The following is a 15,746-nucleotide window of genomic DNA, read 5'->3' as shown; positions in this document are numbered from 1 at the left end:
GTAAACACCAAGCCACTCTTTTAAATGGATTGGTGTGTGATAAAACTAATAATCGTTATGTGTTGATACAGCTAGTACTTCCCGATTTCCATTATGGCTTGGGGCGCTAATAATGCCTTCTACTTCCATTTGTTCGACAATTCGGGCTGCTCGGTTGTAGCCAATTCTAAATTTTCGTTGTACGCTAGAGATAGAAGCTCTTCGTGTTTCTATGACAAAAGCAACAACTTGGTCAAATAATGGATCGAGTTCTTCATCTGACGAGTTGGAATTGCCATTTTCGCTATCATCGGTCGCAACTGTGACATTTTCAACGTATTTTGGTGTGCCACGTGCTTTCCAATCTTGCACAACGGCGTGCACTTCTTCATCACGCACAAATGCACCGTGAACACGAATTGGAATGGAGCTATTAGGGGCTAAATAAAGCATATCCCCCATACCAAGTAATGATTCTGCTCCCATTTGATCTAAAATAGTGCGAGAATCAATTTTGCTTGATACTGTAAAAGCGATACGAGTTGGTATATTCGCTTTGATTAAGCCCGTAATGACATCCACCGATGGACGTTGTGTGGCTAAAACTAGATGAATACCTGCTGCTCGCGCTTTTTGAGCAAGCCGAGCAATTAGTTCTTCGACTTTTTTACCGACAGCCATAATCAAATCAGCAAACTCATCGACCATGACCACAATATAGGGTAATTTTTCGAGTGTTGGCATATTAAGATCCATACTATCAGTTGGTTTCCAAAGTGGATCGGGAATTGGTCTGCCCATTTGTTCTGCTAGTTTTATTTTTTCGTTATAACCAGCAATATTACGCACACCTAATGCTGACATTAGACGATAGCGTCGTTCCATTTCGTTAACACACCAATTTAATGCATTAGCGGCATCTTTCATATCAGTAACCACTTGTGTTAATAAATGTGGTATTCCTTCATAAATAGATAACTCTAGCATTTTGGGGTCAATCATAATAAACCTGACATCTTCAGGTTGCGATTTATATAAAATGCTTAAAATCATCGCATTAACACCAACTGATTTACCCGAGCCAGTAGTACCAGCAACAAGTAAATGAGGCATTTTAGCAAGATCAGCAACCACTGATTGCCCAGCAATATCTTTCCCTAATACGACAGTTAACGGCGATTGAGCATCTTTAAATTGAGGGCTGTCTAAGACTTCTCTAAAATAGACTGTTTGACGATTTTTATTGGGCAATTCAATACCTACATAAGGTTTTCCCGGAATAACTTCAACTACACGAACCGATGGCATTGATAATGATCGTGCTAAGTCACGATCTAGCGTTGAAATTCGTGCCGCTTTGATACCCGGTGCAAGTTCAATTTCAAATCGAGTAATCACAGGTCCCGGTAAATAATCAACCACTTTTGCCTTCACTCGATAATCCGATAAACTTTTTTCAATCAGTTCCGACATTGCGTTTAAGGCACCATGATCGACTTCGATTCGAGCTGTTGGTGGCGCAGTTAATAAGTTCAGTGACGGTAGTGGTGTAGTCGGTTTAGGTAACGGTTTATCATTACGTCTTAATAACGGATGAATTAAGCTATCTTCGTCATTTTCATTGAAATGATTATGTTGAATATCTTCAACACGATCTTCTTCAGGATAGATATCGTCAATAATTGGATTTGCTTTTTTTAGAGCTTCAGTGTCAACATATTCTAGTTGCTCTACGTCTGCTTTCACTTCTTTTATTTCAGTTTCAGTCTTTGTATCTGTTATGTTTTGTGTATCTTCTATAGATGCAGTGTCTTTTGTACTTGTAATAACCTGTGGTTCTTGAATAAATGGTTGTTTGGTTTCAGTTGTTTCTATAGCTGAAAGGTTGATGGATGATTCAAACGGTGTTTGTTCATTAGTAAAATTAATTTTGGGTTCGTTGTGTACTGATGTAAACAGTGGTTTACTTGGTGCATCTGAAATTGTGTATTTTTCTGGTTCATCGAATGGTAGTTTTTCTTCTGATTTTTGTGTTTGTATTACCTGTTTTATTTGTTCTATTGATGAAGACAAGGTTTGCTCTTGCTCTGGAGTAGCTTTGTTTCCATTCATGTTTTGAATAATTGATTCAAGGCGAGATAAAATCTCGTTAGGATCGAGCTCTTTATTTGGTGGATTATCACTTGTTAGGGGCGCTGTTGTTGACTGCGGTACTTGAGTATCTTTGTGGGATGAATTGATTAATTCATCGGTTGTTTTTATTGAGATTGTTTTATCGTCAGCCGATATGATGGTATTTGCAGTCTGATTTTGAGTTGTTTCAACACTAGAGATAGTATTTGATGTTGGAATGATATTGATATCATCATCTGATTTTTTATCTAGTTTTGTATCAAAAGGTATTGTAAATTGAGGATCTTTTATTTCCTCATCAGTCTGCGCTATTGGTTTTTCATTTTGTGGATCTGGTTGTTTAAGTTTATTGGCTGTGCGAGGCTTAATTAACCATCTGATCGGTAGTAGTAAAATCATGACAAAAGCACCTAATTTTTCAATTAGATTCAACCATGATAATCCAGTTAATAATGTGACACAGGCCAAGCAAGTTCCAAGAAGAATTAAGGATAAAGTAATGCTATCTATAATTGGTAAAAGGCTTTCGATGACTATCGCACCTAAATAACCGCCTGCTTCAAATTGTTCAGAATCAGCAATATTTAAAGTAAAAAATCCTGTAGCACTAAATATAAATGCTAACACACCAATAATCCGAAATGAAAGACTAAAGTAGTTTATAGGATCATTAGCATGTTTATAAAAATAAACGATTGACTGTAAACAAATAAAAATAGCGATAAAAGGTAGGCTATAAGCAATAAAGCCTAAAAATTGAAACAGAACGTCACAGATGTATGCACCAACATAACCACCAAAATTACTAATAGGATAGTGCCAAGCCGTACGAGACCAACCGGGATCGGATGGATCGTAACTGAACTGCGATAGAAATAAACAAACAGATAAAACTATTATTGTTAGTAGAATCAATTGAGTGATGATCTGTTTTTTTGTAATTTTGGGCTTTTTCAAACAAGTACCTAAAAACTATTGCTATTAAAATAGCTGGCATTTTATCATAAATTGTGCTTGCTCACAGAGCCAATACTGTTTAAAACGCAATTTATTGTTGGGTTATTATGCAACAGGAAGTAGGCTAGTTTTAAATCTTATACCATTTTTTACATATCGTTGTGCATTAGTGATATTTGCTGTAATTTCAGCTTTAGTTAATTTGCGGATAATTTTTGCGGGTGATCCCATAATTAAACAACCTTCTTCATAAGGTATGGTATGTGTTACTAACGAGTTGGCGCCAACAAGGCAATTTTTTGCAATTTTGGCATTGTTTAATATAGTACTACCCATACCAATTAATACATTATCTTCAATGGTGCAACTATGTAGGATAACATTATGCCCAATAGTGACATTCTCGCCAATAATGCAAGGGATATCTGTTTCAATATGGATGGTAGTGTTATCTTGCACATTGCTATTTTTACCAATATGTATGGGAGCAATATCACCGCGTAAAACAGCGTTGAACCAAATAGAAACACCCTCTTGTAAAACGACATCACCAATGATATCAGCAGATTTTGCGATAAAACAATTTTGATGAATTTGTGGATGTAAATCACCTAGTTGATAGATCATAATTATTACCTTTTATTATTTTTGACACTCAAAAATAAGCTCACAGAAATAAAATTACATAACACCATAGAGCCAACCATTAGCCACTCTGTTGTATTATTGACCGTTATGGATTGTGCAGTTGAAGTTGATACCAATAATGATAATAATATGCCTATTGCCCCAGCGATTGCAAAACGAATTGTACCGGCAAGAGATGAGGCTGTACCTGCAATATAGGGATAAAAGTCTAAAACGATTGCCATACTATTTCCACCAATGGTTGACATACAACCAATATATCCTGCAATGCAAATAACAAGATAGGCAAATCCGAGATTAAATAATGTTACGATAGTAAGGCCTATTGCCATAACAAATTGGACCAAAAGACCGAACTGCATCATTTTAATCGAGCCAACATGTTTAACAAAACGGCTATTTAATGTATTCATAAACACCATAACTATTATATTGAATGCAAAGTAGTAGCCAAAATTAGTTGATGCAACACCGTGTAGATTCATATATACAAAAGGTCCTAAGCTTAAAAATGAAAATAATCCAGCTCCAGAAAATGCACCTAACATCATATAAGTTAATACTTGGCGATGCCTGAACAGTGTAATAAAATTACTTAAAATACGAATTAAACTAAATTTATTGCGTTTTGTTTTTGTAAGTGTTTCAGGAATAAATGCGATCACTAGACCAAAGCAAGTCAAAGCAATTAGGCTAATAGTGTAGAAATTGGCTTGCCAATTAAACCAATATAAAATAAATCCACCAATAATTGGTGCGAGTAATGGTGCTACGTTGGATATCAGCATGACAAATGACATCATTTTAGAAAATTCGTCACGATCACGATAAATATCTTTCATTAACGCATTAATGACTATTGCTGTAGCCGCTGCCGCAATGCCATGGAAAAAGCGAGCTGTAATTAATTGATTAATATTGTTGGCAATACCACAGCTTAACGCCGCAACTATAAAAATAATTAGACCCAAAATGAGAACATTACGACGCCCATAACTATCTGTGAGTGGTCCAAATAAAAGTTGTCCAACAGAAAATCCTAATAAATAGCAACTAATTGTTAGCTGTACCGTGCCATCGGTTACATTAAAGTCGCGTGCAATCGTTGGCATACTAGGTAAATACATATCTATGGATAAAGGCATCAACATAGAAAGTAATCCAAGGATAAAAATAAGCGCTTGTTTGGAAATTTTAATATCACTTAAACAATCTTGAGTTGGCACGTCATACTTCCTTCAAATTTTTTAAAATGCACCTAAAATATGTCATATAAATGAGATAAAATTATTTAAAAAATATTTATTTATCTAAATGGAAAGTTGCTATTAAGATTAATGTAAATTATATGTGTCAATTAAACGAGTCGATTTCATCTTGTGAAAGTGGTCGATATTCACCTTCAGGTATATCAAGAATTACCTTACCTATTTGTTTGCGATGCAATTCAACAACATGGTTATTGACTGCTGCAAACATGCGTTTAACTTGATGATATCGTCCTTCACTAATAGTTAATTCAGCGTGAAAGTCATCAATAATATTTAATTTCGCTGGTTTGGTAAGTGATTTCTCATTTTTTAATTGGATACCATTTTTAAATATATCAATCAGTTCAATACATAATGGCTGTTCAACCGTGACGGCATAGACTTTTTCGCAATGATGTTTGGGTGATGTAATACGGTGTGACCACTTACCATCATCAGTAAGTAGAACAAGTCCTGTAGTATCAAGATCAAGTCTACCTGCTGCATGCAATTTTTCAGGCATTGGTTCATCAATAAAATAAAGTATAGTAGGGTGGTCAGGATCATCAGTTGAACAGACATAACCTTGAGGTTTATTAAGCATAAAGTAACGATTATTGGTTACGGGTATGATTTCATAACCATCATACTCAACCACTTGCTCGGGTAATAACTGGTAAGCACCTGATTTTATAATTTCACCATCGACAGTCACTTTTTTAGCTTTGAGTTCTTTGGTTACAATAGTGCGGCTAGCGCCTAAGTGATGAGTGAGAAATTTATCTAATCGCATAATTTAAACAATATCCTTGTATTACTCTAGAGGTGTATATATATCAAAACGGTGATTTTTAGTTTTAATTTCGGCCGTTGGTTTTTGATTGGCTAAAAACGGTGCATAATCGGGCCTTTTTACAACTACACGTTTTTTGGCAAGTTGCCTTGCGGGTTCTAATAAGCTGTCAGCATCGTTGTCACTACCAACTAATAGTTGAAAAATACGCATCTCTTTTTTGACAAGCGCACTTTTTTGACGATGCGGAAACATTGGATCGAGATAAATAACATCAGGTTTTTCAGGGTAAGTGCTCAATCCCTCAATGCTTGAATGATAAATTAAACGTAAATGTTGCTCAAGCCAACTACCGATTTGGGGATCTTGGTAGGCACGCTGCAAGCCATCTTCTAGCAATGCAGCAACAACAGGATGCCTTTCAAACATAGTGACATGGCAACCGATTGATGCTAAAACAAATGCATCTCGACCAAGCCCTGCTGTGGTATCAAGAACTGTAGGTAAATACTCACCTTTGATACCTACTGCTTTAGCAATTGCTTCGCCACGTCCACCACCAAATTGGCGACGATGAGCCATTGTTCCAGAAACAAAGTTTACGCATATTGCCCCTAGTTTTGGTTCGTCAGTTTTTTGTAACTCAAGTTGATTGTTTTGGGTAACAAGAGCGAATGGAAGATCAGCATGTGTGGATAACCACTGCTCAGCTAATAATTTTAGCTGAGCAAAGTTAGAATTAGTGGATACCATAATGACGAAGTAATGCTTCAAGTTGAGGTTCACGCCCTCGGAAGTTTTTAAATAATGTCATAGGCTCATCGCTACCACCCTGTGACAAGATATTATCAAGAAATGCATTGCCTGTTTTAGCGTTGAAAATACCTTCTTCTTCAAAACGTGAAAATGCATCAGCGGATAATACTTCTGCCCATAAATAGCTATAATAACCTGCAGCATAACCACCAGCAAAGATATGGCTAAATGCGTGTGGAAATCTTCCCCATTCAACGGTAGGAACAACGGCAACTTGCTTTCTTATTTCAGCCAATGTATTTAAAATATCAGGATCTTTTTGTGTATGTAATTTAAAGTCAAAAAGACCAAATTCCAATTGGCGTAAAATAAATAGTGCTGCTTGATAGTTTTTAGCATCTAGCATCTTTTCTAACATATCAGTTGGTAACGGTTCACCAGTTTGATAATGCCCAGATATGAATGCAAGCGCTTCAGGCTGCCAACACCAGTTTTCTAAAAATTGACTTGGTAATTCAACAGCATCCCATGGCACCCCATTAATACCAGAAACTGATGAAGTATCAATTTCGGTTAACATGTGGTGTAAACCATGACCAAATTCATGGAAAAGGGTTGTGACTTCGTCGTGTGTAAATAGTGCTGGTTTATCACCAACAGGGCGATTGAAGTTACAAGTTAAATAGGCAACGGGTTTTTGTACATGACCATCAGCAAAACGCATACGACCAATACAATCATCCATCCAAGCACCGCCACGCTTATGTTCACGTGCATATAAATCAAGATAGAAACTACCTTTTAACTCACCATTTGCGGCAAAGAGATCATAAAATTTAACTTCAGGATCCCAAACTTCAACGCCTTGTCGCTCTTTGGCTGTAATACCAAAAATGCGATGCACTACTTCAAATAAACCATTAATAACTCGTTGTTGAGGGAAATAAGGGCGCAATTCTTCATCGTTGATAGCGTACAAATGCTGTTTTTGCTTTTCACTATAATAAGCTATATCCCATGGTTTGATGTCACTTGCGCCAAAAAACTCATAAGCATAACGTTTAAGATCTGCTAACTCTTTTTCACCTTGAGGTTTAGCTTTAGTTGCTAAATTGGTCAAAAATTCAATAACTTGAGTTGTTGAACTTGCCATTTTTGTTGCTAGTGATTTATTAGCGTAATTATCGAAGCCTAGTAATAGTGCAAGCTCATTGCGAAGCGTTAAGATTTGTTTGATAATTTCAGTGTTATCCCACTTACCTGCGTTTGGTCCTTGATCTGACGCACGAGTATTATAGGCTTGGTAAAGTTCAAATCGTAAATCACGATTATCACAGTAGGTCATGACGGGAAGATAACTTGGTATATCTAAGGTTAGTAACCAACCCTCTTTATCTTTTAATTTAGCCTGTTCTTTTGCGGCAGAAAGCGCACTTTCAGGCATGCCAGATAGTTCTTTGATATCGGTAATTAATTTTGACCATCCCATGGTGGCATCGAGCACATTGTTACTATATTTTGAGGATAATTCTGATAATTTTGCAACAATTTCACCGTAACGTTTCTGTTTGTCATCGGGTAAGCCAATTCCAGATAATTCAAAATCACGTAGTGCATTATCAACCACTTTTTTCTGTGCTTTGGTTAAAGTAGCATATTGTTCGCTTTCTTTGAGTTGCTTATAAGCTTGATATAAAGGTTTATGTTGCCCAACCCATGTGCTGTACTCAGATAGTAATGGCAGACAAGCTTCATAAGCTTCACGTAATTCAGGGCTATTTTTAACTGAGTTAAGATGACTAACTGGAGACCAAGCTCGTCCAAATTTTTCGTCTGCTTCATCAATTGGTTGAATTAAGTTATCCCAAGTATATTGGCTATTTTGCTTTAATACTGCTTCAATGGTATTTCTGCAGTTTTTTAAAGTTTCTTGTATAGCAGGCAAAACATGTTCGGGTTTAATTTGTGAAAAAAGGGGTAATGGTGCATCTGTTAATAATGGATTAGTCATGTAGCGATACCTTTATACAAATGGTGTTGTCTATTGATACAACATAATATGGTGGCGAAAACAATTAATTCAAGGGATTATCATGCTAAGAAATGGTTATAATCCCATAAGTTTGCGTTCACGTTGCCATTCAGTGGGGGTATAAGTCTTTATAGAAAGCGCATGAATACGGTTATCATTAATAAATTCAGCCAAAGGGGCATAGATTGCTTGTTGTTTTTTCACTCGATTTAAATCGGCAAATAATTCTCCTACAGCAATAACTTGGAAATGGCTTCCATCATCGGTTAGAACATGTACATCATCAAGTTCAAGCGAATTTTTTAATTTGTTTATAATTTCTTGTTTATCCATTATTCATACTCATCATTAATGTAAATTATGGGGGAATTTTTTGTTAAAAAGTTTCAGGTAACTATGTGTTTCAGTATAAAACTTAACATTTTTTAAATATTAATTACAGGTTGTAGATCATACAATGTAATTAATGTTTGTAGCTGAGGATTAATACCTTTGAGCTTTACATGATATTTATTGCAAAAATAAATTAAAGTTGCGAGCCCTGAAGAATCAACCCGAGTAAGTTGCGCAACATCAATGCATTTTACACCATTTAAAATAGTATTTTGTGTTGACCACAAATCGTTTAAAGAGTGAACATCAAGTTCACCCTGTAAAGATAATATTTCTTGTTGTTTTTCTGTTTTTATTCGCGACATTATGGCTAGCCTTTTGGTTTAGCGTTTGGGTCAATATTGCGATTTGAAAGATCAGTTAATTGTTTAGTTAATGCGTCAATACCATCTTGGCGTAAAATTGTTGACCACTCATTTTGCTTGGTGGTGATCATGCTGACGCCTTCTGCAACTAAATCATAAGCTTTCCATTCGCCAGTGACAGAGTTTTTACGCCATTGGAAATCAATTCGCAATGGTTGTTGGTTTTTATTAGGTTGGTTTAATAAAACACGAATAGAGATAAGCGTTTTACCTGTTAAATCTTTTGGCGATTCAACCTGATAAGTTTGGCCATTATACATAGATAATGCTTGAGCAAAAGTTTGTACCAAATAGTTTTCAAAAGCAGCGAAATAGGCTTTACGTTGCGCATCTGTAGCACTTTTATAATAATTACCTAAAATTAATGCGCCAGCATACTTTACTTGTACATAAGGTAATAAATCTGTTCTTACGATCTCTTTTAGTTTGTTAGGGTTTGATTTTAGTGCCGCAGATTGTGCATTCATAGTGCTAAAAAGCTTATCAGCAGAAACTTGCATTTCTTTATAAGGATCATTTTCAGCAAACGCATTAGCACTAAATATTAAAGCTAATGCAAAAAAAATAGTGTGTTTAAATTTGGTTAACATAGTAACAAAACTCCTTAATTTTCATTTATATCTTGTGTATCTTGTTTCTTATCTTTATCATCGGTCGAACCTCCAGTACTATAAAGGAATTGACCAATTAAGTCTTCAATAACCATTGCTGGTTTAGTGTTGTATATTACAAAACCATCATGAAAATAAGCTGGTTCATGATTATTTGTTGGCAAATTGTTGCTTGTACCTTCGCTATCCAATGAATCAAGTTCTAATTCAGTACTTTTATCAAGTCCAAAGTTAATATCAATAAATTGTTCACCTAATAAACCTGATGTTTTAATTGAAAGCGAACTTGAAACTGGAATTTGATTGTATTGTGCATCAATATCTATTGTTACATAGGGTTTATATACATCAAGATCTGATGATTTTAGTGTTATATTACTGACTCGACCAATCACAACGCCACCGATTTTGATTGGAGAGCGTGCTTTTAATCCGCCAATATTATCAAATACAGCATAAACTCGATATGAATTATGACTAGCAAATGATGTTGGATCCGTTACACGGAAACATAAAAAAAGTACCGAGCAAATGACCAGTACCATAAATAATCCTACTGTGATTTCAACTTTACGACTCATGTTTAATGACCTCAATGACTAAACATTAATGCGGTTAAAATAAAATCTAACCCCAAAATTACTAATGATGAATAAACAACAGTGCTTGTTGTTGCTCGACTAATTCCTTCTGATGTTGGTACACAATCATAACCATTGAAAAGTGCAATCCAAGTGCTGGCAATGGCAAATGCAAAGCTTTTTACAAAACAGTTACCTAGATCATGCCACCAATCAACATTACTTTGAATAGATGACCAAAAAAAGCCTGCATCAATACCTTTCCAATCAACACCTACAATAACACCACCTAAAATACCAACGGTAACAAAAATTGCAGTTAAAAATGGCATACTGAAAAAACCAGCCCAAAAACGAGGTGCAATAATACGTCGTAATGGATCAATTGCCATCATTTCCATACTTGATAGCTGCTCAGTTGCTTTCATTAAGCCGATTTCAGCCGTTAATGCAGAGCCAGCACGACCTGCAAACAGCAAACCAGCAACAACAGGACCTAACTCACGAAGTAGGGCAAGGGCTACCATCATTCCAAGGCTGGCTTCAGCACCAAAAGTGGTCAGAATAAAATAACCTTGCAAGGCCAAAACCATGCCAATAAAAAGACCAGAAACAATAATAATAGTGAGTGATTGTACTCCAACAAAATAAAATTGCTTAATAAGTAATGGGAATTGTTTATTAAATTGTGGCTTACCAATTAATGCCCTAAAGAGCATCACACCAGAACGACCAATCATTGCAATCACATCAATAAACCATTGTCCTAATTTTGCCAGTATATTTAACATTATTTTGTACCTCTGCTTAGGTCTAATTTGTAATCTTCAGCAGGATAATGAAAAGGTACTGGACCATCAGCCAACCCGTCAAGGAATTGTTTTACTCGTAAATCATCATTATCACGTAATTGTTGTGGTGTACCACCTGCAATAATATGTTGTTCGGCTACAATATAAGCATAATCTGCAATACTAAGCACTTCGGTCACGTCATGGCTAACAACGATACAGGTTAATCCTAATGATTGGTTGATTTCAGATATCAGTTTAACAATAACACCCATAGATATAGGATCTTGCCCAGCAAAAGGTTCATCAAACATAATTAAATCGGGATCAAGCGCAATGGCTCTAGCTAATGCTGCTCGCCTTGCCATACCACCAGATAGTTCCGATGGCATCATTTGAGCTGCACCACGTAAACCAACAGCTTGTAATTTCATTAAGACTAAATTATGCAATATAGGTTCAGGTAATTTGAAGTGCTCACGTAGTGGGTAAGCAACATTATCAAACACAGTTAGATCGGTAAATAAAGCACCCGATTGGAATAACATGCTAATACGTTTGCGTACTTCATAAAGTCGGGAGCGAGACATGCTTGGAATGTCTTCTCCATCGAATAAAATTTTTCCTGACTGCGGTTTTAATTGACCACCAATGAGCCTTAGTAGTGTGGTTTTACCAATTCCTGAAGGTCCCATGATTGCTGTCACTTTTCCTTTAGGGACATTCAAACTCATATTTTTATAAATAGGCCTTGTTCCACGATAAAAAGACATATCGTGAATTTCAACCAAATTTTGTTGTAATGCGTTTGTCACATTGATTTCCTAGATTTCTAGAATGGTAAAATTTTGCTTATTTTACTTGATATTTGTAAATAAAGAAATCAATTAAACGTTTTGCCTATTTGTGTATAACTGCTCAATAAATAGTTTTTATACTCGATGGCTGATTTTTATAGGCAAACAGAGGTTTTACGTAAAATATCTTATTAGAGAGATAAAAGATAATTAAGGCTATTTTTCTAAATAATAAATGGGGAAAGTTATATTTTAGCTCCCCCCATTTTTTACTGATCATGCATAACTAAAAGTGATTATGTGTTTTATTCATGCCGTGCTTTACGAGCTAAATAATTACCAGTGCTTTGAATAAATTGTATAGCGATAACTAATATCACCACGCAGATATAAGTAACAGTATTATCAAAACGTTGATAACCGTATGACACAGCTAAATCACCAATACCGCCAGCACCAATAGCACCAGCCATCGCTGTAGCACCAATTAAACCTATAGTAGCAGTTGTAAGCGTTAAAATTAAAGAGCTAAATGCCTCTGGTAACATAAAATACCAAATAATTTGTATTGGCGTCGCTCCCATTGATTGAGCCGCTTCAATAATACCACTATTCACGTCAAGTAATGAATTTTCAACTAATCTAGCAATGTAAGGAGCAACATAAAATGTTAACGGAACAATCGCTGCTATAGTGCCAATAGAGCTATTTACAATGACCTTTGTTAAAGGTTGGATAGCAACTAATAAAATAATAAAAGGCAATGAGCGAACTATATTAATAATCGGGTTGATAATTCGAAACACTCGACGATTTTCTAATAGTCCATAAGGTCTTGTTGTAACTAAGCAAATACCAAGTGGAATTCCGATTAATGAACCTAAAATTAAGGAGAAAAATACCATAATTAGGGTGTCATAGAATGCTTGAACAAATTGTTCAGTGGTTACTGATGTTGCAAAGCAAGAGGCCAAATAGTCAATTATAGTATTAAATATTTCCATTTTTACTCATCTCCCAATGTTTAATTTCAGTGACTTGCACACCGCACTCACGTAAGTAATGTACTGATTCTTTGATATTACTATCGTTACCTTTTAGTTGAACAAACATACTACCTAAAACCGTTTTTTCGATTTCTGACATATGGGCAAACAAAATATTGACGATAACTTTTTGTTGCAGTATAAGTGAATTCATCACGGGTTCTGACGCAGATCTTCCTAAGAATTCGAGCTTAAATAATTTAATATTGTCTTTTTTACCTTCTATTTCTAACAAATTTTCCACAACACCATTTGGAATTTGATCGTTGATCACTGAGCTAACAAAATTTTGAGTAGTTTGGTGTTTTGGTTGTCCAAATACGTCAAGTACGTTACCTTGTTCTATAATCTTGCCTTTTTCCATTACTGCAACTTTATGGCAAATTTGTTCAATTACATGCATTTCGTGAGTGATTAACACGACTGTTATTTTATATTCTTCATTGATTTTTTTGATTAAATCTAAAATAGCTTGAGTGGTTTGTGGATCAAGTGCTGAAGTTGCTTCATCACATAGTAAAATATCAGGACCGTTGGCTAATGCTCGGGCGATACCAATGCGCTGTTTTTGCCCACCAGAAAGCTCTTTGGGATAGCTGTTAGCTTTATCACTTAATCCAACAAATTCCAAAAGTTCATAGACTTTTTGTTTAATCGAATGTTTACCTTTTTTGATTAAAATTAAAGGAATAGCAATATTTTCAAATACGGTTTTTGATTCAAGCAAATTAAAATGCTGAAAAATCATACCAATTTTTTGACGGGTTTGACGTAATTCATTACTAGATAATTGATTTAATAGTTTATTTTGAATAATGACATTGCCTTGTGTTGGTTTTTCAAGAAAGTTAATTAAGCGCACTAAGGTACTTTTACCTGCGCCGCTGTAACCAATAATGCCGTAAATATCACCTTTACTGATGGTTAAATTAATATCGTTTAAAGCTTGTGTTGTGACGCCATTTCTTTCATATTGTTTTGAGACATGTTCAAATTTAATCATTGTTCATCACCTATTTATTTTGTTCTAGTTGAATAAGTGCTTGCTTAGGCAATTTGGCTGAATCATTTATTGCAGGTGTTTATATTGCATATTCAACGATTGACAATAATTGATATATCTAACGGTATCACAGGTTAAATTGTTGCTCTAATAATCGTTTTTTATATCTTATTCCATATAGTTATAAGATAGAATTACTTGGAATAAATGAATGCTTTTTTCTGTGTTAGAGTGTATTTAATGCTTATAGCTTATAGAGGATAGCTGAAATGAAAAATGCGTTTATCAAACAAAAAATATTTAAATACATATCAGTCGTTTTAGTTGCTAGTTCAGTGTTTTTGACTATTGGTTGTGATAATTCGTCTAAACCAGTCGATAATCAGACAAAAAAAGAAATTAGCATGGGCGTATCACCAGGTCCATATAACGATCTTTTTAATGATGCTGTTAAACCCATACTTGAATCAGAGGGTTATAAGGTTAAATTAGTGAATTTTCCGCATTTACTTGAATCAGACGTAGCTTTAAGTGAAGGTAGTATTGATTTAACCGTTGCACAGCACACAGCTTATATGAATGTGTTTAATGCCCAGCGTAAAGCAAATTTAAAATCGGTTGTGCATGTACCATCGGTACCTGCGGCAATATTTTCAAATAAGTTCACCTCACTAACGCAAGTTTTTTCAGGAGCAAAAGTTGCTATTCCACAAGATGCTTCTAATGCAGCTCGTTCATATAATCTACTAGAAAAAGCTGGTTGGATAAAATTAAAAAATAATACAAATCCTATTATTGTTAGTAGAAATGATATTGCTCAAAATATTGCAGGGATTGAAATTATTGAAATGGATTCGGCCAATATTCCTAGAGTGCTTAATGAATTAGATTTTGCGGTAATTCCAGGTAGCATTGTTTATTCTGCTAATATTGACTCGAACAAAGCATTACTTTCTGAAACCATCATTCCTGATTTGGAAATTATGGTTGTAGTGAATGAAGGAAACGAAAATAGTCGATGGGCTCAAGATGTGAAGCGTATTTATCAATCTCAACAATTTAAAGATTATATGAAAACACATAACCAAAATGGTTATTGGGTGATGCCTCAAGAATAAGCATAGCAAGGTAAAGTAATGAAGAAAAGCCCGTTTTATAACGGGCATTTTAGTATCGTGCCATCTGTTTATCAATTGTTAGCGCCCAAGCATCAATCCCTCCTGTAAGATTATAGAGAAAGTTAGGATCAAACCCGTTTTCTGCTAAATAATGAGCAACAGTTAGGCTACGTCTGCCGTGATGACAATAAATAACAATATCGATTTCATCTGGGATTTTATCTAGATATAAAGGGATCATATTCATTGGAATATGAGTTGCGTTGCCAATACTGCAAATGGCTATTTCATTGGGTTCTCGTACATCGAGTAGAAATAGATTATCTTGCTGATTTAATTTTTGTGCAAGTTCTGTGGGAGTGATTTCTTTTATTGTCATTATTTAAAACTTATTAAAGTGCTTGTAAAAAAGTTTCAGGAAACTATACGTTTAAGTATAAAATTTTAACTTCAATTTTAAATTTATTAATAGCATCCTACAACGATATTGCAG

Annotated in this window: 15 protein-coding genes and 1 pseudogene; 1 reads left to right on the top strand and 15 read right to left on the bottom strand. The window is 35.1% G+C overall.

Features of this window, described 5'->3' with window-relative positions; translation table 11 throughout:
- Positions 1-45: 45 nt before the first annotated feature.
- The 14 genes and pseudogenes from GYW75_RS12745 to GYW75_RS04960 all read right to left on the bottom strand — a co-directional run.
- Positions 46-3,027, bottom strand: a pseudogene (locus tag GYW75_RS12745) (DNA translocase FtsK 4TM domain-containing protein); the annotation flags it as partial.
- Between the two features lie 147 nt (positions 3,028-3,174).
- Positions 3,175-3,696 (bottom strand): gamma carbonic anhydrase family protein, encoded by a 522-nt coding sequence (locus GYW75_RS05020; RefSeq protein ID WP_174798662.1) that lies wholly within the window; start codon positions 3,694-3,696, stop codon positions 3,175-3,177.
- A 5-nt stretch (positions 3,697-3,701) separates the two neighbouring features.
- Complete coding sequence (locus GYW75_RS05015; RefSeq protein ID WP_202983925.1) at positions 3,702-4,943, bottom strand: Bcr/CflA family multidrug efflux MFS transporter; 1,242 nt, start codon at positions 4,941-4,943, stop codon at positions 3,702-3,704.
- Between the two features lie 127 nt (positions 4,944-5,070).
- Complete coding sequence (rsuA, locus tag GYW75_RS05010; protein ID WP_174798661.1) at positions 5,071-5,760, bottom strand: 16S rRNA pseudouridine(516) synthase RsuA; 690 nt, start codon at positions 5,758-5,760, stop codon at positions 5,071-5,073.
- Between the two features lie 21 nt (positions 5,761-5,781).
- Positions 5,782-6,513, bottom strand: a complete 732-nt coding sequence (locus GYW75_RS05005) for a class I SAM-dependent methyltransferase (protein ID WP_174798660.1) — start codon at positions 6,511-6,513, stop codon at positions 5,782-5,784.
- Positions 6,500-8,527 carry an oligopeptidase A gene (gene prlC / locus GYW75_RS05000; protein ID WP_174798659.1) on the bottom strand — a complete coding sequence of 676 codons (2,028 nt, stop codon included), beginning with the start codon at positions 8,525-8,527 and terminating at the stop codon, positions 6,500-6,502. Before prlC ends, GYW75_RS05005 begins: the two co-directional genes overlap by 14 nt.
- Before the next feature lie 96 nt (positions 8,528-8,623).
- Positions 8,624-8,881 (bottom strand): BolA family protein, encoded by a 258-nt coding sequence (locus tag GYW75_RS04995; protein WP_065560910.1) that lies wholly within the window; start codon positions 8,879-8,881, stop codon positions 8,624-8,626.
- 92 nt (positions 8,882-8,973) lie between these two features.
- Positions 8,974-9,246 (bottom strand): STAS domain-containing protein, encoded by a 273-nt coding sequence (locus GYW75_RS04990; protein WP_065607173.1) that lies wholly within the window; start codon positions 9,244-9,246, stop codon positions 8,974-8,976.
- Positions 9,247-9,251: 5 nt separating this feature from the next.
- Positions 9,252-9,896, bottom strand: coding sequence for a phospholipid-binding protein MlaC (gene mlaC / locus GYW75_RS04985; RefSeq protein ID WP_174798658.1), 645 nt, complete (start codon positions 9,894-9,896; stop codon positions 9,252-9,254).
- A 14-nt stretch (positions 9,897-9,910) separates the two neighbouring features.
- Positions 9,911-10,498, bottom strand: coding sequence for an outer membrane lipid asymmetry maintenance protein MlaD (mlaD, locus tag GYW75_RS04980; RefSeq protein WP_085164251.1), 588 nt, complete (start codon positions 10,496-10,498; stop codon positions 9,911-9,913).
- Between the two features lie 11 nt (positions 10,499-10,509).
- A complete protein-coding gene (mlaE, locus tag GYW75_RS04975; RefSeq protein ID WP_143422022.1) occupies positions 10,510-11,289 on the bottom strand; it encodes a lipid asymmetry maintenance ABC transporter permease subunit MlaE in 780 nt (259 codons plus the stop codon).
- On the bottom strand, positions 11,289-12,104 hold the full coding sequence (gene mlaF, locus GYW75_RS04970; RefSeq protein WP_218055882.1) for a phospholipid ABC transporter ATP-binding protein MlaF: 816 nt from the start codon (positions 12,102-12,104) through the stop codon (positions 11,289-11,291). Before mlaF ends, mlaE begins: the two co-directional genes overlap by 1 nt.
- 287 nt (positions 12,105-12,391) lie before the next feature.
- A complete protein-coding gene (locus GYW75_RS04965) occupies positions 12,392-12,991 on the bottom strand; it encodes a methionine ABC transporter permease (protein WP_446719040.1) in 600 nt (199 codons plus the stop codon).
- 85 nt (positions 12,992-13,076) lie between these two features.
- Positions 13,077-14,135, bottom strand: a complete 1,059-nt coding sequence (locus tag GYW75_RS04960; RefSeq protein WP_174798656.1) for a methionine ABC transporter ATP-binding protein — start codon at positions 14,133-14,135, stop codon at positions 13,077-13,079.
- A gap of 269 nt (positions 14,136-14,404) precedes the next feature.
- Between GYW75_RS04960 and GYW75_RS04955 the strand changes: the two genes are divergently transcribed.
- Positions 14,405-15,253, top strand: a complete 849-nt coding sequence (locus tag GYW75_RS04955; RefSeq protein WP_174798655.1) for a MetQ/NlpA family ABC transporter substrate-binding protein — start codon at positions 14,405-14,407, stop codon at positions 15,251-15,253.
- 49 nt (positions 15,254-15,302) lie between these two features.
- Here GYW75_RS04955 and GYW75_RS04950 read toward each other — a convergent pair whose 3' ends face one another.
- On the bottom strand, positions 15,303-15,632 hold the full coding sequence (locus GYW75_RS04950) for a rhodanese-like domain-containing protein (protein ID WP_065560916.1): 330 nt from the start codon (positions 15,630-15,632) through the stop codon (positions 15,303-15,305).
- Positions 15,633-15,746 lie beyond the last annotated feature (114 nt).

The sequence above is a fragment of the Gilliamella sp. ESL0232 genome (assembly GCF_013346885.1).
Classification (GTDB): domain Bacteria; phylum Pseudomonadota; class Gammaproteobacteria; order Enterobacterales; family Orbaceae; genus Gilliamella; species Gilliamella bombi.
Note: the sequence above shows the minus strand (reverse complement) of the source record. Positions and strands in the feature narration are given on the sequence as shown.

Coding starts and splice junctions, on each gene's coding strand:
- GYW75_RS04995 (WP_065560910.1), bottom strand. CDS start 8,881: ATGGATAAACAAGAAATTATAAACAAATTAAAAAATTCGCTTGAACTT.
- rsuA (WP_174798661.1), bottom strand. CDS start 5,760: ATGCGATTAGATAAATTTCTCACTCATCACTTAGGCGCTAGCCGCACT.
- mlaE (WP_143422022.1), bottom strand. CDS start 11,289: ATGTTAAATATACTGGCAAAATTAGGACAATGGTTTATTGATGTGATT.
- mlaC (WP_174798658.1), bottom strand. CDS start 9,896: ATGTTAACCAAATTTAAACACACTATTTTTTTTGCATTAGCTTTAATA.
- GYW75_RS04960 (WP_174798656.1), bottom strand. CDS start 14,135: ATGATTAAATTTGAACATGTCTCAAAACAATATGAAAGAAATGGCGTC.
- mlaD (WP_085164251.1), bottom strand. CDS start 10,498: ATGAGTCGTAAAGTTGAAATCACAGTAGGATTATTTATGGTACTGGTC.
- prlC (WP_174798659.1), bottom strand. CDS start 8,527: ATGACTAATCCATTATTAACAGATGCACCATTACCCCTTTTTTCACAA.
- GYW75_RS05020 (WP_174798662.1), bottom strand. CDS start 3,696: ATGATCTATCAACTAGGTGATTTACATCCACAAATTCATCAAAATTGT.
- GYW75_RS05005 (WP_174798660.1), bottom strand. CDS start 6,513: ATGGTATCCACTAATTCTAACTTTGCTCAGCTAAAATTATTAGCTGAG.
- GYW75_RS04950 (WP_065560916.1), bottom strand. CDS start 15,632: ATGACAATAAAAGAAATCACTCCCACAGAACTTGCACAAAAATTAAAT.
- GYW75_RS04965 (WP_446719040.1), bottom strand. CDS start 12,991: ATGGTATTTTTCTCCTTAATTTTAGGTTCATTAATCGGAATTCCACTT.
- GYW75_RS04955 (WP_174798655.1), top strand. CDS start 14,405: ATGAAAAATGCGTTTATCAAACAAAAAATATTTAAATACATATCAGTC.
- GYW75_RS04990 (WP_065607173.1), bottom strand. CDS start 9,246: ATGTCGCGAATAAAAACAGAAAAACAACAAGAAATATTATCTTTACAG.